This window comes from Nocardia pneumoniae NBRC 100136, from assembly GCF_000308755.1.
In the GTDB taxonomy this organism is placed as follows: domain Bacteria; phylum Actinomycetota; class Actinomycetes; order Mycobacteriales; family Mycobacteriaceae; genus Nocardia; species Nocardia pneumoniae.
In genome coordinates this window covers 1-18,571 of sequence record NZ_BAGF01000076.1, presented here as the reverse complement: position 1 = coordinate 18,571, position 18,571 = coordinate 1, and the positions used below count along the sequence as shown (strand labels likewise).

The following is an 18,571-nucleotide window of genomic DNA, read 5'->3' as shown; positions in this document are numbered from 1 at the left end:
GCGCGGCTCCGCGGGCACGTAGCGACGGAAGTGTCTTGACCAGCCGCCCTATGTGGCATCCCGCCCGGGCTACGATCGAGCCGTGCAGGCCGCCGCGCTCGCCGACGTTGTCCGCGGCTACGAGGACATCAAAGTGGCCAATGTCGAGCTGTACCGAAACGGCTTGCAGGAACTCGACATCAAACCGCCGCGGCTGTAGAACACCCGATATCTGTCGGCAGAGCTTCCTACCTGGGTGCTGCCGAAAGGGCTCATCGTGTACCGGCCAGGTAGCGCTGCAGTGTGGGGCCGAGCCACTCGATGATGGCCTCACGGGAGAGAGCGACCACAGGCGGGAAGCGCAGTACATAGCGACACAGGGCCAGGCCGAGCGCTTGTGAGGCCGCAAGCCCGGCCCGTGTCGGGGCCTCGGCAGGGTCGCCGATGAGCTTGGTGATCATCGGGACGAGCTGAGCGGCGAAGATCTCGCGCATCCGTTCCGCGCTCTCGTCGTTGGTGATCGCAGTCCGCAGCAGGATCCGCAGTGCGTCATCGGGCTCCCACCGGTCGACGATATGTCTGGCCAGGGCTCGGCCCACCTGGTCGGGCGGCAGGGCCGCCAGGTCGGGCAGTTCTAGGTCCAGATGGGCTGCGCTGGCAAACAGCTGCTGTTTGCTGCCGTAGTAGCGCATCACCATGGATGGATCGATGCCCGCGTCGGCGGCTATGGCCCGGATTGTCGTGCGGTCGTAGCCGTCGGCGGCGAACCGTTCCCGGGCAGCATCCAGGATCACCGCCTTGGTCTCTGTCGATGATCTCCTCATGTCAACCACAGTAGGCCAACGCGTGTTTGCACACAACTGTTGACATTGCTGGGGCCCGGGCGCATGCTTATGCCAACAAACGTTGGCCAATAGATGTTGGCCTGGTTCGAGGCAAGGAGCGCTGATCATGCACATCGTGAACGAACACCTCAACCCAAGCACCGCACCACTGGTTGAGCCCAGCGCCACCGGGTATCTGCTGCTCGCGGCCGAGGTCGACCGGCGGCCGATGTTCCTGCCCGCCAGCCGCGTCAAGGCTCGCCTGATCCGCGAGACCAAGGCGGCGGCAGCGGAACTCGAACAGTTCCCGGAGGTAGTGCGCGCCACGGTGTTCCAGGGATTCGCCCACCTGATTTTCGGAGAGGATCACGCTCTTTTGCGCCGTGCTGTCGCGGCGGGCCACCTGCGGCGTGCCCGCTACGACCTTGTGATTCTCGTTGAGGTCATCGACCCGGCGGCGGTCGATGTGCTGCGCCGTCACGCCGCCTACCGGCGACTGTCCGGTCTGGTCGAGGCTGCGGCCCGCCGCACCTTCGAGGTCGCCGCCGACAACCCGCGCAACATGGGCGATGTCAACGCGACACGGCAGGGAGTGTTTCTGTTCAACTTCTTCTACGGCCAGGACGAGAAGGAACTCGTCCCGGTCTGGGAGTACACAGCTGGGTGGTGGGGGGTCAACACGGGTCTGGACAACTCCCGAGTCATGCGGCCACTCGAGGGGGAACCCCGTGACTACGGCATTATCAACCACTGCCGATGGGATCGGCTGCGCGATGTAGCGCCAAAGATGATCTTCCGGCCGTCGTTTCGCCGGTTCGTCCTCGCCAACTTCGCCGCCAACAGCATCTCCGCACAACCTACCCTCTACCGGCTGGCATAAACCCTTGGCCGAAACTGTGGGCCGCCCAGTATCCCTCTCGATCTCGGCGCCGTAGTCGATCACAGCCGGCGATATCGGCATGCTGCGTGCCGAGCCGGGCGTGTTCGAGCTGCTGGCCTCGGATCCGACCGCATCGCGCGCGATCGCCGGGTCGGCCGTCGAAGCGCCGAAAGCATTGGCGGCCCTCAGATCCGCGCGAGCATCCGCCCGCGCCGCGGCGTGGGATCGGGCCGGTCACCGCGCTCCCGATCACGGGATCGATGCCACCCCGCCTCGAAATCAAATCTTGTAATCATTAGATCTTGAGATGACGATAATGGCCGAGCGCGCGCCGCGAGGGGAACTGCGCGTCTACCCCGGCACCCACTTCGCCTTCTACACCGACCTCAGGTTCCGGGACGGTGTGGTCGCCGACCAGATCGACTTCTATCGCGGGACATCCGCGACGGTGTGATCGAATCGGCCGCTCGTCATCAGGGCTAAATCATGCAGAGGCCGGTGACCACCCATGACCGTTTGGCGACAGTCCGGTCTTGCCGAGGGTGCGGTCTCGCGTGTCGACCGGTTTCCTCGACCGGCTGCCGGTGCGGCGGTGACATAGGCCACACCCCGTCACGTCGGCAGATGCTGTCTCGTCCCTTGATCGAAGACACACCCAGAGCCAGGGAGAAGTCATGCGATTCATAGTCTGGCTTCGCCGCCTGGCCCTCGGGCTCGCCGTCGTCTTGGCCACCGTGTTCGCTATCGCCTTGCCGGTCGCGAACGCCTGGGAGCCGCCGAGTTCGGACTTGCCCTCTCGCTATCTGACCCGCGTCGAATCCCGTTACTGTGCCAAGACAGGTCCGCCGTCTCGCATATATTTCACTATCAAAGTAGTAGGTAAGGTGGCACGAATGGCCAGGGGCCTGTACCGGCTGATCGGCCGCATTCAGCAGGTCGCGCATGCGTTCCGTACACGGACCGATCGGCTGCTCATCGATGCTGCGGATGTCACCACCGCACAAGCCGGGGTCCTGGCTGTCATCGCCGACGATCCGGGGTGCTCGCAACGCGATGTCGCCCGGCGACTGCGCCTCGGCGAATCCGCCCTAGTCGCCGCGGTCGGTCGCCTGGCGAGCGCGGGCCTCGTCGAGCGGCATAGCAGCAAACACGATCCGCGTGCGGGGGCGCATTTCCTGACCTCCCGCGGAGTCGACACGGCGGCCCGAGCGCAACAGACATTCCGGGGAATCGACGATCTCCTGGACGCGCTCGGTGAAGACGGCCGCGCCCGGTTCGCCGAACTGCTCGACGCTCTCGATCAGATGGTCTCCTCTCCTGAGCGCCGGGACGATGCACAAGATGCGGACCGTCGAGAATGAACGCGGGATTCATCCGAACCACGCGGCGCCGTTGTGCTCATAACGGCGGGTGGTGGATCGAACCGGACACCATCACGACGGCACCACCTCGGCCAGCGACCGATACGGCCCCCCACCGATACTGTGCGGTGGCGACCGTGCGGGACCTGCCCGCAGTACCGTCCCGTGCACCATATTTCGGACAGCCGTTTCCTCTTGGAGTGACATGCTGTACGGGCGCCGCGCGGAGCTGACCATCTTGGCGAAGCTGCTGGAAGGCCGGTGCGGCGCTCTGATTGTGCGAGGCGAAGCCGGCATCGGGAAGTCGGCGCTGCTGGAAGCTTCCGCCGCACGAGTGCGGGGGCGGGTGCTGCGGGTGACCGGGGTGGAGTCCGAGGCCGATCTGCCGTTCGCGGCTCTGCATCTGCTGCTTCGACCGGTCCTCGATCAGATCGACACGTTGCCGCGGCAGCAGGCCGAGGCGTTGCGCGGTGCGCTCGGTCTTGCCGGCGCCGCCCGGGGAGACCGCTTCCTCATCGGGCTCGCGACGCTCGGCCTGCTGGTGGAGCTGTCGGCGGCAGGCCCGGTGGTCTGCTTGGTCGACGACGCACAGTGGCTGGACGGCGAGTCGGCGGATGCGCTGCTGTTCGCCGCCCGCCGCGTGCAGGTCGAGCCTGTCGTCGTGCTGTTCGCCGCGCGGGAAGACGGGTTGCCCGCACGAGGGTTGCCCGAGCTGCGATTGGGCCGGCTGGATGACAGTGCGGCCCGGATGCTTCTCGCCGAGCATGCGGACGATCTGCCGTCGGCGGTACGCGACCGATTACTGGCCGAGGCCGAGGGCAATCCGCTCGCGCTGATCGAGATCCCCCGCATGCTCACGCCCGGGCAGCGCCGCGGCGCCCTGGGGCCGATGCTGCTCCCAGCAGCCAGGCCGGTGACCGACAGGGTGCTGATCGGCTTCCGTGACCGGATATCGATCCTTTCCCCAGCCACCCGCTTCTGCCTACTGGTCGCGGCCCTCGCCAACCACGACGAGCTACCTGTGCTCGAATACGCGGTCGGCCGGCTCGGCGCCACGCTGGCCGACTTCGCCGAAGCCGAGCGCGCGGGGCTGATCCGGGTGCACCCGGAGGGCATCGAATTCCACCACCCCTTGGTGCGCGCCGCGGTGATCACGGCCTGTGATGTGGCCGCGCGGGTGTCCGCGCACCGGGCGCTGGCCGAGGCATCCGATATCGACCGCCGCGCCTGGCACCTGGCCGCTCTCACGCTGCAACCCGACGAGGAAGTGGCCGCACAGCTAGAGGAACTGGCGCTGCGGGCGCGACAGCGTGGCGGGCAGGCCGCGGTGTCAGCGGCGCTCGCTCGCGCGGCAGAGCTGTCCGCCGCTCCCGGCCAGGCCGTGCGCCGATGGACCGCTGCGGCCGAAGCCGCGATCGAGGCAGGCCTGTGGCAGCGTGCTGGCGACCTGGTGAACTGCGCACGGGACCGGGCCGGGGCAACGCCGCTGAAGGGGCCCGTGCCAGCTGAGCTCGCCTACGTGCGCGCGAGGTTGGCGGTCGAGTCGGGGCGGCCGCTGCAGGGTGTGCGGCTCTTGCTCGAGGGAGTGGAGGCGGCTGACGATCTGCCCACCAAATTGTCGCTGCTCGGCATGGCGGGCTACTACACATGGGCCAGTGCCACGCACCCGGACCAGCCGGGATTGGCCCGCCGTGTCGAGGAATTGTGCCCGGAAGGCGATGGGCTGCCGGCGTTGGTGCGGGCCATCGTCCGCGCGTTCCGCCTGATCCTGGAGGGCGACGACGTAACCACGCTCGCCTACCCGATGCCGGGCAGCGCCGAACATTTGCCGCCCGAGTTGCGATTCCTCATCAGCTTCCAGGGTCTGGCCCGCGCCGACATCGATGGCATGCTCGACGGCGCGACCGGGCTCGTCGAGCAGTGCCGAGCAGAGGGGCGATTGGGGCGTATGCCGCAGGCCATGCTGCTCCTGGCCATCGCCCAACTCCTCGATGGCCAGCATCGGTCCGCGCGCGCGACGGTGACCGCCGGCCTGGCCTTGGCCTCCGACATCGGCCAGCCCATGTGGCGGGGTTACCTGGCGGGTGTGCACGCCTGGCTGTCCGCGGTGGGCGGTGCGGAAGCGGAATGCGAGACTATGGCCGAGCAGGCGATCCGCTATGCCGACCCGCACTGGTGGATGCCGGGGGCCTGCTGGGGCGAAAGCGCACGGGTAATGCTCGACCTCGGGCTCGGCCGCTTCGAAGCGGTGCTCGACCGGATGGATCGGGCGCTGACCGGCCCCACCCGGCATGCCTTCCTGTGGCGGTACTTCTGGCCGGACTACATCGAGGCCGCGGTCCGGGTCGGAAATCCGCAGCATGCCCAGGACCGGCTCCGGCGCTACTCGGAGTGGACGGAGGCCACCGGCCGGACCGTGCGGCTCGCCGTGCTCCATCGACTCCGTGCGCTGGTCGGCTCCGGCGAGGATGCCGAGGGACTGTACGAGCGGGCCCTGGCGCTGCATGCCGAGGGGCGGCAGCCGTTCGAAGAAGCACGCACCCGCCTGGTCTACGGGGAGTGGCTGCGCCGCCACCGTCGTCGCGCCGAAGCGCGTATCCACCTGCAGGCCGCCATGGAGACGTTCGAACGGCTCGGCGCCGCTCCATGGGCCGCCCGCGCCGCCACCGAGCTACGCGCCACCGGTGTGGCCGCCCGCCTGCTCGGCCCCGGCGACCCGCTGGCCGCCCTCACGCCGCAGGAACTTCAAGTGGTACGGCTGGCCGGCACGGGGGCGTCCAACCGGGAGATCGGCGCCCAGCTGTTCTTGAGTCCCCGCACCGTTGCTTCCCACCTGTACAGAGCCTTCCCCAAGCTGGGTATCTCCTCGCGTGCCGAGTTGAGCAAACTCTTGGACTGACCTGAGCACTGGGTATCTCAGCCGGCCGAGGCACGCAGCCGGCTGGGGGTACGCAGGTGAAACCGACCGAGATCGGGCGTGTTCCAGGGTGGGCGTCGCCGATCTGGGGCAGGTCACCGCACCCACACTGGTCGTCTGGGGCGCCCAGGACAGTTGGCTGCCGCCATCCCAGGCCGATGCACTTGCCGCGCGGACCCGAATGCCACGGGCAACCATCCTCGAGGATTGCGGACACACTGTCCATGAGGACTGCCCGGCGCAGACAATCCCGCTGCTGACGTCGTTCCTCCGCTGAGGCACAGAGCGGGCCTGCAGCATTACGCGACCGGCAATGGGCGCCCGTCGAGTCGATCCGCGGCCTCGAGTCGACGGCTTTCCGTGACAAGAAAGTAGATCAGCAGTGCACTCATGATGAAATGACCGCCGGCGGTGTAGAGGCCGGGGAAGTAGCCGCCCTTGATGATCGGGAAGACGAAGTGGGAGATCCCGTTGAGCAGGCCCGCGCCCAAGGCGTACCACCACAGGAAGAAATTGGATACGCGGATTCGGTAGAGCGCGCCCGCCCCGGCGAAGAAGTACAGTGCGCCGAAGCCGAAGACGAACACCAGCAGGAATTCTCGCTCGGGCCAGTCGCGGGGTGAGTCGAACAGCTCGACGATTTCATGGGGGAAGTCGCCGGTGTATTCCTCGGCCATATGGATGAGCTGGAAACCGACCGCGCACAGATACACGGCGATCACCTTCCGCGATTTCACCGGCCGTGTATAGCTGAAGGTGATCCAGCCGCCGTAGGCCAGCACGCTGGCCGTGGTGAGGATGGCTGCACCCTGGATGGGAAGGGTGAGCAGTGCCCAGGCACAGAAGCAGATTGCCAGGATCGCCATGACGACTGCTGAATAGGGTTCGGGTCTTTCGGTCATGAGCGGACCATAAACAGCTCGTGTGGTTGCCCGCCTCCGTCGGATGACTGAATCGGGTCGAGGGCACTTCAGTCATCCGATGGAGGCGGCGGCCGAGTCGCCGGACCTGACGTCGCGACAATGAGGTTGATCGAAGCCGCCGCGGTATTCCTGCTGGTGCTGTGGCCCGCTGCCCCGGCGCAGGCGCACGACATCGAACCCGGGGCGGATCTGCGGGTGACGCAGACCTTCTCGGCCGGCGAGGTCACGCTCGTGGGCCGGGCGCCGCGAGTCCCGTCACGATCGAGGTCGATACCGAAGGCCAGAATAGGCCACGCCATGCCGTCCGTCGCAACCGTGCAGATCGGGTCCGATCGTTTCGTCGCTGTGGAGAACCTGTTGACGATGGACGTATTGTGCGGCAACGCCTTCGGCCTCGGAATCACCCGTTACGAAACTGGGAAACCGGGCCGGAAGATCAGGCTGGGTGGGAATGTCCGCCCGGCGTGGGCGGCGCTGGGAACCGCAGCACGATCGGCTCGACGCGCCAATCGCCTACGTCGGGTGACTGATGCGGTACCTACGTTATTGAGTCAAATGACTGAAGCGGCCGGCCGCGCGATCTCCCTACTGTTTCCAGCCGTGCACAGCGGATCGGAACCCTCGATCGGGTGGCAACGGCTGCCAGTCATCGATTCGGTGTGCGCCGCCGCCCAGTTGGTACAGGCGAACGCCGGCACCATGTGCCGGACTCACGGGTGGGTTGTGTCAACGATTGCCAGCACTGGACCGAGGGAGTAAGTGATGTCGAAGACTGTTCTGGTGACAGGAGCGTCGACCGGAATCGGGCGGGCTGCCGCGCTGCTGCTGGCCCGAAAGGGCTGCACCGTTTACGCAGGGGTGCGTAAAGAGGCCGACGGTGCCGCGCTCGGTCCAGCGGTCACGCCGATCGAGCTGGACGTGACCGATGCCGGCCGGATTGCCGAGGTGGCCGAGGGTCTCGACCGGCTCGACGCGCTGGTCAACAATGCGGGCGTCGGCGTCACGGGGCCCGTGGAGTTCGTTTCCCTGGAGGCGCTGCGCTGGCAGTACGAAGTCAACGTGTTCGGGCAGATAGCCGTCACGCAGGCCATGCTGCCGATGTTGCGCGCCTCGCGTGGCCGCGTGGTCACCGTCGGCTCGGTGGGTAGCTGGATCACCCTGCCGTTCGGCGGGCCGCTGTGTTCCTCCAAACATGCCATCCGCTCGCTCAACGACGCCCTGCGGATGGAAGTCAAGCCGTACGGAGTGGCCGCGGTGCTCATCGAACCCGGCTCCACCCATACCGCCGCCGTCGACAAGCTGGAAGACGAGGTCGAGCCGCGCCTGGCCGCGATCGGTGCCGAGGGCAGACGGTTGTACGGCGAGGCCTACCGGGCCATGACCACCGCTTCGCTGAAGGAGGAGCGCACCGGCTCCAGCCCCGACGTTGTCGCCCGCGCCATCCTGCACGCCGTAACCGCCCGCACACCGCGCGCCCGCTACCCGGTCGGCAGGAAATCCCGGTTGATGAGCACGCTCGGCCGTGTCCTTCCCCAGTACACCCTCGACGCCGTGCGCCTGCGTGCGCTCGGCCTGTCCTGAACGGATTCCGCCATGACCCAGCTCGCCGGAGCCGACGCTCTGACCTCCCTCGATCCTGTTTTCGCCCAGCTCGCCGTCGGTGTGGGCCACAACCTCTGGGGCCTGACGCATTTGACCTCGCGCGAGAAGGTCTTCATCTGCCTGACCGCGGACCTGTGCCACCCGCATCTGGATCTGCCCCTGGCCATGCATGTCCAGATGGCCTCGGCCAACGGGGTCGAACCCGAGGCCATCCGGGAGCTCCTCCGTCATCTGGCTCCGTACGTGGGCTATCCCATTGTGGTCCCCGCTTTTCAGCGTCTGGCCGAACTCGCCCTCCCCGAAGCCGAGGACACCGACCCGGTCGCGCCGGTGCCACCCGACGGCGCGCTGGCCCGTGCGGTCCGCGCTCTGCAGGACGTGGATCCGGGACTGGCCGCTTTCACCGAGGACCAGTTCGCTCAGCGCTGGGCCCGCCCGTATCTCAGCGTCCGGGAACGAGCGCTCGCCTGCTTGGTCGTGGACATCTTCTATCAGACCCTGGGAGCGTCTCTGCGCCTGCATACGGAGCTGGCGCGGGCGGCCGGCGCCACGGAGGACACCTTCCGCGATCTGATCCGCGGCGTGGCCGAGTTCGGGATCGCCCGGGCGTGGGCCGCCGCTGCGGCTCTACTCCCCGGGACAGAACCGGCCGGAGAACAGTAAGCGACCGGAACCACGTGGGCCGCGTTGTGATCTGCCACATGACCCGTCACGCCGGCCCTCGGTCGCTCGGCCAAGGGGTGCCAGGTTCCACTGATCAGCAAGTTGTGCCATGACATCGAAACCGGCATTCAGAAGGTTGGCGGCGATCGCCGCTGTGCTGGTCGGCGTACTCACCGTACTCATCGCTCCCGTGGCGTACGGGCAGCCGCCGACTTCGGCCTACCAGTCGCAGTACTTGTCGCGGGTGGAATCCCACTACGTGGATACCGACCTCGCTCGTTTCCACTACACCCGGACCGGGGCGGGATCTCCCGTCGTGCTCGTCGCGGGCGGTGGGCTGTGGGGGTACTCCTTGCGAGATGCGATTCCGGCGCTGGCTGCCGAGCACACCGTCTACACCGTGGACCTGCCCAGTCAGGGATTCACCGACGTGCACCGCGGCGACTTCGCCTACGATTTGCCCGCGATGTCGCGGGCGCTGGAGACCTTCCTCGACGCTGTCGGCCTGCAGCGTACCGCCCTGGTCGGCCACTCGTGGGGTGGTGCCTGGAGCCTGTACTTCGCCGAGCAGTACCCTGATCGCGTCGACCACCTGGTCCTGCTCGACTCGCCCGGCCTGGACGCCGAAAAGGCCCCTGTCACACCGTTGTTCACCACGCCTGTGGCGGGTGAGCTCACCACCCGGTCGTCCTACGCCGATAACATCCGCGGCACCTTCCAGAACAAGCACCTGGTCACCGAAGAGGTGATCGACGAGCTCTACGCGCCGTTCTCCCGCCCCGCGAACCGCGCCGGATTCCTCTTGCTGTGGCGCAACCTGGACTACCGGCTCACCGACGCCGGCCTGGGCCAGGTCACCGCGCCCACGCTCGTCCTGTGGGGTGGCGCGGACACCTGGCTGCCCGCATCCCAGGCCGACCGCTTGGCAGCGCGCATTTCGGATGCCACGGCCACCGTCCTCCCGAACTGCGGGCACGCCGTCCACGGGGACTGCCCCGCCCAAACCAACCCGCTGATCACCGCATTCCGCGCTGAGTCGCGACGATCGCCGGCTGAGCGGCGGCTCGCGGTGGCAATCCGCCCCGATCTCGGATCTGATGCCAACAAACGTTGACCTCTAGGAGTTGTCATGAACAAGCTGATCGCAGACGTCCTGATCGTCGGAGCCGGCCCAGTCGGCCTCACCGCCGCGGTCGTGCTGGAACAGCTCGGCCACGACGTTGTGATCGTCGACCAGCAGGCCGAGGGCGCCAACACCTCCCGCGCGGCGGTGGTGCATCCGCACACCCTGGAAATACTGGAGCCCTACGGCGTGGTCCCGGCCCTGGTGGCCCGTGGTGTGCACACCCCGACCTTCACGATCCGCGACCGGGACCGGCTGCTGCTGGCGGTGCCGTTCAGCGAATTGCCCACCGCCTACCCGTACACGCTGATGATCTCCCAAGCCGACACCGAGAAATTCCTGCTGGACCGGCTCACCGAACTGGGCGGGAAGGTCACCCGCCCCGCCACGGTCACCGGGATAACGCAGGAACCGGAGTCGGTCACCGCCACCCTCTCGGAGGGCGAGCCGCTGCGTGCGCGCTATCTGCTGGCCGCCGACGGTATGCACAGCCTGGCCCGGGAACAGTCGGGTATCGGGTTCACCGGCGGTACCTACGCCGAATCGTTCACCCTCGCCGACGTCCGCCTGTCCGGCGGAGTACCCACCGACGAGGTCATCCTGTACTTCTCACCGTCCGGGCTCGTGGTGGTAGCGCCGCTGCCAGACGACAGATTCCGGATCGTGGCGACGGTGGACGAGGCACCGCACGACCCGGATATCGCGTTCGTGCAGGGCTTGCTCGACGAACGCGGACCGCAGACCCACCCGGTCGTGGTCGAAGAAGTGGTGTGGGGATCGCGTTTCCGCGTCCATCACCGCATCGCCGACACCTTCCGCCACGGCCGGGTCCTGCTCGCCGGCGATGCGGGCCACGTGCACTCACCGGCAGGCGGGCAGGGAATGAACCTCGGTATCGAGGACGCCGTCACGGCCGGCACCACGCTGTCCCGTGTCCTGGCCGGTGAACCGGAAAGCCAGCTCGACGAATACGCCGACGCCCGGCGCCGCACCGCCGCAGCGGTGGTGTCCATCGCGAGCCGGCTCACCGACTTGGCCACCGCGTCGGCGCGTGTGCGGCCGATGCGCAATACCGCTATGGCACTGGCGGGTAAGGCCGCGCCCGTGCGGAACCGGCTGGCCTGGCGCCTGTCCGGGCTCGACCGCCGCTGAGCATCCCCGCCCCGTTAGTGAACGGAGATCCCGCCGTGCAGATCGTCAACGACCACTTGGCCGTCAAAGTACGCCTGACCACACCCACCGACAACGGATTCCTACTGCTGGCCGCCGAAACAGGGGCCTGGGCCGGACCGTTCCCGCTACCCGCACGATCACGACGCCACATCGCGGCCCGGCTCGGCACGCTCTGCGCGCGGCTGGGCAACCGAGACGATGTCCTGGAGGCGACAGCTTTCCGGGCGGCGTTACGGCCCCCCGGCGAGGGCGGCGCACTGCTGCGCCGGGCCGGAGTTCGTGCCGCCCGCTACGACATCGTCGTACTCGTCCGCACCCGCACTGTCGCCGACCTCGACGCGGTCCGCGCCGACCCGGCCTGGCCGGAACTGGTGGCGCTGCTGACCGATAACGCCCGGCATGTGCACCGGATCGCCGCGGGCAGCCCGGCCCGGATTGCCGATGTAGACCACGATCCGAGTAATTGGTTCCTTTTCAATTACTTCCACTGCAAAAACCGCGACACCGTCTACGACGTCTGGGAATACACCGCAGGGTGGTTCCAGCGCAAAACCGCACTGCCCGACTCCGCTCCGATGCGCCCGCTGCCCGGCGAACCCAACGACTACACCCTCGTCAACCACGCTTCCTGGCCCACACTGCGCGCTTTCCTGCCCAGCCTGCTGCTGCGGCCGAGCTTCCGCACCTTCGTGCTGGCCAACTTCGCCGCCAACGATATCGCCGCTCAGCCGATCATCTACCGGCTGATCAGCGCGACAGCCACCACTGTGCACACGAGGAGTCGAGGTGTTCGCGATACGGCAGTATGAGTTCGGTGCGCCGGAACGGCTGGTGTACGAGCCGGTCCCCGACCCGGTACCGGGCGCGCGGCAGGTGCTGATCGAGGTCCACGCGGCCGGGGTGCATCTGATCGATACGATGCTACGCGCCGGAGGCGCTCGCGGTCCGTTACCGCCGCCTTTCTGGGCCGCTTGTCATCGTGCGATCTCGACCGTCCTTGGCGCGCATGCCGTCGGTGGCGCCGGGCCTCCTTCTATCGCCACGTCCTGACCGGTGAATTCAGGCTCAGCGGACGAGCCACGCCCGGTCGGCGGTGGGCAGCCAGGCATCGTCGGGAATCGTCGTCGACCCGCGGCGAGTGAGCCGGTTGACGATCGAGTCGGGGACGCGTCGCCGCCACATGGCCGCCCAGGCGAACATCGGCGTCGGCGCGACGATCGGGACGACGCGCAGGCGGTGAACGCCCGGCGGCGGCATGTGCAGCCCGTAGAACGTCGCGGTGGTGGGATCGCCGGCGGTCTGGTCGAGGAAATGATCGAAGCCCAGGTTCGAGCCGGCCCGATCAACCATGATGCCGAAGGTGGCCGTCAACTCGTCGACGAGGTTCACCCAGTCCGGCGGGGCGTCGTGCATGGGGAAGCGCAGCGCGATGTGCGCCAGGTCCGCCATGGTGACTTGGGAGCATGCCGAGAGCGGGTGTCCGGCGCTGAGCAGCAGGCCGACGGGTTCCAGCAGTACGCACCGGCGCCGGATTTCGGCGGGCCACGGCACGGCCGATGCCCGGCCGAAGGCGACGTCCACGTCGCCGGAACGCAAGGCGTCGACCGCCGTGCTGCGGGCACCGCGGGCTGTGATCTGCAGGCTCAGATTCGGGTCCTGGTCGACCACGCGCCGGACCAGGCCGGCGGCGGCGGTGTGCGCGTCCATCACGTCCACGCGCACCGGACCACCGATCCCGGCAGCGGACGCGGCGGCATCAACGGCATCGACCACATCTCGGGCGTACGGCAGGAACCGTTCGCCGGTGGCGGTCAACCGCACCGTCCGCCTGGTTCGTTCCAGCACCCGCGCGCCGAGGATCTGCTCCAGCCGCGCGATCCGTTTCGACAGCGCCTGCTGCGTGACGAACAGCCGGTCGGCGGCCCGGCCGAAATGGCCTTCCTCGGCTGTCGCCACGAGCGCCCGAAGCAGGGCGGTGTCCAGATCCACGCGGCCACCCTCGCGTGACAACCAACGGTTGTCAAACCGGCCGGAACAGTTGTTGGACCGGTACCGGCCCGGTCGGTTCACTAGACCCATGATCTGCGTTCTCGTCTTTCTGGCCGAATGGGCTGCGCTCGGTGTCCGCCATCACCGGGCCCGCTCCCACCGTTCCCGGACGGTGCGCCGATGAGCACCGGTGGAAACGGAATCGCCCTTCTGGAACCGGTCCTCCTGGGCGGGACCACGCAGTGGCTGCTCATCCGGGGGCGAGATCGCAGTAACCCGGTCCTCCTCTTCCTGCATGGCGGCCCGGGCAGCCCCTACATGGGCTTCGCGCGCTGCTTCCAGAAGGAGCTGGAGAAGCACTTCGTGGTGGTTCAGTGGGACCAGCGGGGCAGCGGCAAGTCGTTCCCCGGGACGGCGAGTGAGTCCATCACCGTCGCACAGTTCGAAGCGGACACCCACGAACTGGTGCTGTTGCTGCGCAGGCGGTTCGGGGTGGGGAAGATCTACCTGGCGGGACACTCGTGGGGCGCCTACCTCGGGCTGACCGAGGCGAGACGACACCCGGAGAACCTGCACGCGTACATCGGCGTGGGCCAGCTGATCGACCTGCTCCGGCAGGAAACTCTCTCGCACCGCCGCCTGCTCGACGAGGCCGCGCGGCGCAACCAGCCCGCCGTCCTCGCGGCACTGGAGCGCATCGGCTACCCGCCCTACCCGCAGCCCGCACACGACCTGGGCGTCAAATACTCCTGGATGTGGAAGTTCGGCCACATGCTCAGCGGACGGCGCGGACCCGGCCGCCTCGTGCGGGGCATGCTGCTGTCCCGGACGTACTCGCTGCGAGACATGGCCAGCTTCTTGAAAGGCGCGTCGTTCACCCTCCACAGCTTGGCCCGCAACGAGGGCGAGAGCTTCTGGAAGCTGGCCGCACCCGATTCGGCCCCGGCGTTCGAGGTGCCCGTCTTCTTCATCATGGGCACACACGACCGTGTCACCCCGCTGCCGCTCGTGACCGAGTACGCCGGCAAGGTCACAGCTCCGATGAAGGATGTGTACACGCTGGACGGAGCGGGCCACTTCGCGTTCCTGGAGAACCCGAAGGAGTTCACGCGGACGATCCTCCGCATCCTCGCACGAACCTCGAGCTGGCAGACCGGCGGCGACGTAAACGACCATGGCCGCTGGCGACGGTGCAGACCTGCATCATCCATTTGATCCGCAACACCTTCCGGCTGGCCGGACGCCAGCACTGGGACGCGTTGAAACGGGACGTGAAACCGATCTATACCGCGGTAAACGCCGAGGCTGCCCGCGCCGCGTTGGATGAACTGACCGAGAAGTGGGGAACGAAATACGTTGTAGGTCTGTTCCGCTTGTTCGGCGACCGCGCGTTCCTGGTCGCGGGCGGTCTTGTCGTTGTAGGAGTATCCGGGTCCGCGGTGCGGTCCGCGCCGTGGGGGTGCGCCAGCGGTGAGCTCGAGTTTGCGGCGCTTGTGCGCGACCAGACTGGGCCGGGCGAAGGCATAGTCCTGACCGTTGGTGACCAGATGCCAGGCCAGCGCGGTCATCTTCCGGGCCGCGGCCACAACAGCGATCTGGAACCCGCGGCGGGTGCGTATGCGCTGATAGAACGCCCGCAGCGGCCCGGGCGATCGCACCGCCGACCATGCGGCCTCCACTAGGACGCCGCGGGTCTGCGCGCGTCCGGTTTTAGCGATCCGCCCGTATATCGGTGCGCTGTTTCCGGACTGACGCACCCGCGGATGCAGCCCGAAGTAGGCGACCAGCTTGTCGGCGGAGGAGAACCGGGAGAAGTCACCCACCGCGGCGACGATCGATACCGCGGCGATCGCGTCGACACCGGGCATGGTCATCAGCCGGCGCACGATCGGATCGTCCAGCGCTTCGCCGGCCAGCTGCTGATCAAGGAGCTTCAGTTCCTGGCCGTAGAAATCCAACTGCCGCAACAACGCTTGAACTGAGGTCTGTTCGTCGGCGGGCAGCGCCTGCCGACGAAGCCAATGCCGGCCGCTGCCACCGAACATGTCCGAAACCGGGCACTTGGGGACCAGGTTCCGGTTCAAGATGCCGTGGATCTGGTTCTTCAGTCGTACCCGCTGCCTGACCAGATGCGCCCGGCGAGCGACCTGCCGTCGCAGCATCGGTGTCCGGTCATCCGGCAACCACACCGACGGCAAGAAATCCGCCGCCAATAGTTGCGCCAGGATCCGGGCATCGACCTTGTCGGTCTTGACCTTCGCTTCGGCGATCGCGCGGGTCTTGGCCGGATTCGACACCACAACCCGCCGCGCCCTCGGCGTCAGCAGAATTGCGATCGCGTCGCTGTTTCCTGTTGCTTCCAAAGCCACTTCGTCGTCCGGCAGCAGCGTGTCTGCCCAGGCATGCAGTTCCTTCGGCGACAGCCCGACCCGGCCTTCATCACGGACCAGCCCGTCTTCGACCACCGCAAGCTGGGCGAACTCCCGATGCACGTCCATGCCGATACATCTGCCCACTCGGTTCTCCTTCCACGTCTCACGTCAACCGGTACGGGGAACCAATGGGCGGAACGACAACTACGGATACGCGCTCTCAGCGCGACCGGGCGAGTCGCAGGGGCGGCCAATTACTAACACGGGCTCGCAGCCCACCGAGTAGAACGGCCTGCCCTTGCTGGTTCCCCAGCGCCCCTCTCCCGGACGGTCGCACCGTACTCGGCAGGCCGGGGACCGGCCAACCGGAAGCGGGAGAAGCAACGGCGCCAAGGAATTTCATACCGGTTACCAACATGATCGAATCGCTCAACGCCCGCTACCGGCGCGCGATCAAGGCCCGAGGGCATTTCCCCACCGAGCAACTTGCCAGCGCCGCTACGCTGGTGTTCTCCCTGCGGGAGCTGCCTGAGGAGTTGAAGACGATCGGGACCCTGCTGGTGCTGGACGCGACGTGGCGGCGGGTGTCGAGCCCGGCCGACCGGCGGCCCCGCATGATTACCGTGGACGAGGCGTGGCTGCTCATGAGCCAGCCCGCCGGAGCTCAATTCCTGTTCCGGGCCGCGAAAAGTTTCCGCAAACACTGGGCCGGACTCACCGTCGCCACCCAGGACTGCGCCGACGTGCTCTCCACCGAACTGGGGCGTGCGATCGTGTCCAACGCCGCCACCCAGGTCCTGCTGCGTCAGGCACCTCAAGCCATCGACGAGGTCGCCGCCGCGTTCCGGCTCTCCGAGGGCGAACAGTAGTTCCTGCTCTCCGCCGGGCGCGGCAGCGGCCTGCTCGCTGTCGGGGGCACCGACCGCGCTGTGTTCGGGTCGCTGGCCTCACCCACCGAACACGCGCTGATCACCACCGACCCCAGCGAACTCGCCACCAGCGACAGCGTCGACACCGACATCGATCTCGACCGGGTCCGGCCACTGGCACCGCTCACCGAACCCGACCCCGGCGACACCGCCACGGCAACCGCAGGTCTCGGCGATGACGATGCCGACGACGACGCCGGGGAAGAGGTGGTTGTGGACGGGTGGGTGGCGTGAGCGCGGATTCGGGCGTTCCCGTTCCACTTACCGTCGTCTCCGCGCGTCGCGGGCGGTGCCCGCGATTCGCCGCACACGACCTAGGGGCGGCCGGTGGCGTGCCGGGTGATTCCGGCCCCCGATCCGGCCGCTGGGCGCGATGGCGGGGCGTGGCGGGGCCGTGGGCCGGTTCCGGTCGGTGCGGCGTCAGAAACATTGGGCGAGAAGCCAGTTGACGACTCGACACCTACGGAGCGTTGATAGACCCCCGCAACCCCGACCGATCAGCACACCCGGACACAGCAACCACCCATACCGGTGACCGTGCCACCCGCAGTGGGTGTGGTGGCGCACAGTCGGTAATGAAAGAAGAGGTGTTCATGGACAGCGAATCCTCAGGCAGGCACACGGTTACGCCGCTACACCGCCCCCATGGGCCGCGCCGGTCGCGCCGACCCGCAGGCGGGCCGGTACCGGCAGGGGTCGATACACACGCGGGCGGGCTGACCGCGTCGTTCCGCATCCGCTACGTCCACGGCCCTGACGCAGACCGGATCGCGGCCAACCAGGCGAAAGCGTTGGCCGCCCTGCTGCGTTGGCTGGCCACCCAAGACCGAACGCAGACGACCGTTCCCGCACCGGCGGTAGTCGACCTCGACGTCCTGGATGGGGATGTCGATGAAGGGAAAGCGGCGTGAACATGCCCGAATACACAGGCCCCGGCGGCGCGAGCCTCGTGAACGCGGGTGTGCCCGGATTGGTCGGTTCTCCCGGACCGGACGTGCTGGGGATCGGTGGTTCCGCGCCGGTACCGGTGGCGGTGTTCCTGCGGACCTCGACCCGGGACTTGCAGGACCCGACGTTGTCGCTGCCGCGCCAGTTGGACAACTGCCGCAAGGTATTACCGTCCGGGTTCGTGATCGTGGCGTTGTTCTACGATGTGGAGTCCTCCCGCAAAGACCTCGAACTGCGCGGTCGCGGCAACGCGCACGAGGCGTTCGACATCCCGATTCCCCGCGACGGGGGATTGGCCGACCTGCTGGCCGAAGCACGCCACCCCAATCGCAGGTTCGAGGCGGTGGTGGTGGAGGAGATCGAACGCGCCGCGCGGTGGACCCATCAGTCCACTCAGCTCGAACACGAGTTGGAAACCGTTGGCGTGCCGCTGTACGCCGCCGATGAGGGGCCGATCTCGCTGTCGGAAAAACGCGCCACCCAGATCCTGGTGCGGCGCATGAAACAAGGTGTGGCCGAATGGTTCCTGCGCCACACTCTCGAACAGTCCTGGGAGGGCTACCGCGAACACGCCAAACAAGGCTGGAACATCGGCAAACCGCTCTACGGCTACCTCAACGAGCGGGTCCCGCACCCGGTCGCGGCCAAACGAGAAGAGGGACGCACCAAATCCCGACTCGTCGTGGACCTCGAACGCGCACCGGCGGTCGTGCGGATCTTCCAAATGCGACACGACGAACACCTCGCCTACGAAGTGATCGCGGCGCGGTTGAACGTCGACCTCGACCGCTACCCGCCCCCGCAACCGAACCGGCCCGAGCGAGCCCGGGGATGCTGGACGCGATCGTCGGTGCGCGAGATCCTGATCAACCCCAAATACACCGGCTA

19 protein-coding genes and 3 pseudogenes are annotated in these 18,571 nt (G+C 67.5%); 18 read left to right on the top strand and 4 right to left on the bottom strand.

Annotated elements, in window-relative coordinates; genetic code table 11:
• Positions 1-251 precede the first annotated feature (251 nt).
• Positions 252-803, bottom strand: a complete 552-nt coding sequence (locus tag ON34_RS24635) for a TetR/AcrR family transcriptional regulator (protein ID WP_040783622.1) — start codon at positions 801-803, stop codon at positions 252-254.
• 127 nt (positions 804-930) lie between these two features.
• Here ON34_RS24635 and ON34_RS24630 point away from each other — a divergent pair, with 127 nt between their 5' ends.
• From ON34_RS24630 to ON34_RS38630, 5 genes are all read left to right on the top strand, one after another.
• Positions 931-1,683: a hypothetical protein gene (locus tag ON34_RS24630; RefSeq protein ID WP_040783619.1), complete on the top strand. Its 753-nt coding sequence runs from the start codon at positions 931-933 to the stop codon at positions 1,681-1,683.
• Between the two features lie 307 nt (positions 1,684-1,990).
• A complete protein-coding gene (locus tag ON34_RS36320; protein WP_157172419.1) occupies positions 1,991-2,137 on the top strand; it encodes a hypothetical protein in 147 nt (48 codons plus the stop codon).
• 439 nt (positions 2,138-2,576) lie between these two features.
• Positions 2,577-3,044, top strand: coding sequence for a MarR family winged helix-turn-helix transcriptional regulator (locus ON34_RS33810; RefSeq protein WP_157172418.1), 468 nt, complete (start codon positions 2,577-2,579; stop codon positions 3,042-3,044).
• A 205-nt stretch (positions 3,045-3,249) separates the two neighbouring features.
• Positions 3,250-5,943, top strand: coding sequence for a helix-turn-helix transcriptional regulator (locus tag ON34_RS24615; protein WP_040783614.1), 2,694 nt, complete (start codon positions 3,250-3,252; stop codon positions 5,941-5,943).
• 1 nt (position 5,944) lies between these two features.
• The gene (locus ON34_RS38630; protein ID WP_083889737.1) at positions 5,945-6,238 is read left to right on the top strand and encodes an alpha/beta fold hydrolase; all 294 of its coding nucleotides are present in this window, start codon (positions 5,945-5,947) and stop codon (positions 6,236-6,238) included.
• A 22-nt stretch (positions 6,239-6,260) separates the two neighbouring features.
• Here the strand turns inward: ON34_RS38630 and ON34_RS24605 are convergent, their stop codons facing one another.
• Positions 6,261-6,863 (bottom strand): HXXEE domain-containing protein, encoded by a 603-nt coding sequence (locus ON34_RS24605; protein ID WP_157172417.1) that lies wholly within the window; start codon positions 6,861-6,863, stop codon positions 6,261-6,263.
• 120 nt (positions 6,864-6,983) lie between these two features.
• On the opposite strand from ON34_RS24605, the gene ON34_RS24600 reads away from it, so the two are divergent.
• From ON34_RS24600 to ON34_RS24575, 6 genes are all read left to right on the top strand, one after another.
• Positions 6,984-7,643, top strand: a complete 660-nt coding sequence (locus ON34_RS24600; RefSeq protein WP_040783607.1) for a hypothetical protein — start codon at positions 6,984-6,986, stop codon at positions 7,641-7,643.
• Between the two features lie 3 nt (positions 7,644-7,646).
• Positions 7,647-8,465 carry an SDR family oxidoreductase gene (locus ON34_RS24595; RefSeq protein ID WP_040783758.1) on the top strand — a complete coding sequence of 273 codons (819 nt, stop codon included), beginning with the start codon at positions 7,647-7,649 and terminating at the stop codon, positions 8,463-8,465.
• A gap of 12 nt (positions 8,466-8,477) precedes the next feature.
• Positions 8,478-9,149: a carboxymuconolactone decarboxylase family protein gene (locus ON34_RS24590; RefSeq protein ID WP_040783605.1), complete on the top strand. Its 672-nt coding sequence runs from the start codon at positions 8,478-8,480 to the stop codon at positions 9,147-9,149.
• Between the two features lie 109 nt (positions 9,150-9,258).
• Positions 9,259-10,263: an alpha/beta fold hydrolase gene (locus tag ON34_RS24585; protein WP_083889735.1), complete on the top strand. Its 1,005-nt coding sequence runs from the start codon at positions 9,259-9,261 to the stop codon at positions 10,261-10,263.
• Positions 10,264-10,278: 15 nt separating this feature from the next.
• Positions 10,279-11,424: an FAD-dependent oxidoreductase gene (locus ON34_RS24580; RefSeq protein WP_040783599.1), complete on the top strand. Its 1,146-nt coding sequence runs from the start codon at positions 10,279-10,281 to the stop codon at positions 11,422-11,424.
• A gap of 35 nt (positions 11,425-11,459) precedes the next feature.
• Positions 11,460-12,254, top strand: coding sequence for a hypothetical protein (locus ON34_RS24575; RefSeq protein ID WP_051023073.1), 795 nt, complete (start codon positions 11,460-11,462; stop codon positions 12,252-12,254).
• Between the two features lie 256 nt (positions 12,255-12,510).
• On the opposite strand, the gene ON34_RS24565 is transcribed toward ON34_RS24575, so the two are convergent.
• A complete protein-coding gene (locus ON34_RS24565; RefSeq protein ID WP_051023062.1) occupies positions 12,511-13,434 on the bottom strand; it encodes a LysR family transcriptional regulator in 924 nt (307 codons plus the stop codon).
• A gap of 117 nt (positions 13,435-13,551) precedes the next feature.
• Here ON34_RS24565 and ON34_RS38625 point away from each other — a divergent pair, with 117 nt between their 5' ends.
• Positions 13,552-14,649 (top strand): alpha/beta fold hydrolase, encoded by a 1,098-nt coding sequence (locus ON34_RS38625; RefSeq protein ID WP_083889744.1) that lies wholly within the window; start codon positions 13,552-13,554, stop codon positions 14,647-14,649.
• Positions 14,610-14,789 (top strand): annotated as a pseudogene (locus tag ON34_RS34965) (transposase); the annotation flags it as partial. The gene ON34_RS38625 and the pseudogene ON34_RS34965, both read left to right, overlap by 40 nt.
• Before the next feature lie 3 nt (positions 14,790-14,792).
• On the opposite strand, the pseudogene ON34_RS24555 reads toward ON34_RS34965, so the two are convergent.
• Positions 14,793-15,932, bottom strand: a pseudogene (locus tag ON34_RS24555) (IS110 family RNA-guided transposase); the annotation flags it as partial.
• A 266-nt stretch (positions 15,933-16,198) separates the two neighbouring features.
• Here ON34_RS24555 and ON34_RS36315 point away from each other — a divergent pair.
• The 5 genes and pseudogenes from ON34_RS36315 to ON34_RS24535 form a co-directional block, all read left to right on the top strand.
• Positions 16,199-16,297 (top strand): annotated as a pseudogene (locus tag ON34_RS36315) (transposase); the annotation flags it as partial.
• A 15-nt stretch (positions 16,298-16,312) separates the two neighbouring features.
• Positions 16,313-16,675, top strand: a complete 363-nt coding sequence (locus ON34_RS37800; RefSeq protein WP_245548181.1) for a TraG/VirB4 family ATPase — start codon at positions 16,313-16,315, stop codon at positions 16,673-16,675.
• A 60-nt stretch (positions 16,676-16,735) separates the two neighbouring features.
• A complete protein-coding gene (locus ON34_RS37225; protein ID WP_040783591.1) occupies positions 16,736-16,969 on the top strand; it encodes a hypothetical protein in 234 nt (77 codons plus the stop codon).
• A 359-nt stretch (positions 16,970-17,328) separates the two neighbouring features.
• On the top strand, positions 17,329-17,646 hold the full coding sequence (locus ON34_RS24540; RefSeq protein ID WP_157172415.1) for a hypothetical protein: 318 nt from the start codon (positions 17,329-17,331) through the stop codon (positions 17,644-17,646).
• 2 nt (positions 17,647-17,648) lie between these two features.
• Positions 17,649-18,571, top strand: a 923-nt coding sequence (locus ON34_RS24535; protein ID WP_169333897.1) for a recombinase family protein, incomplete at its 3' end; no start/stop codon positions are given.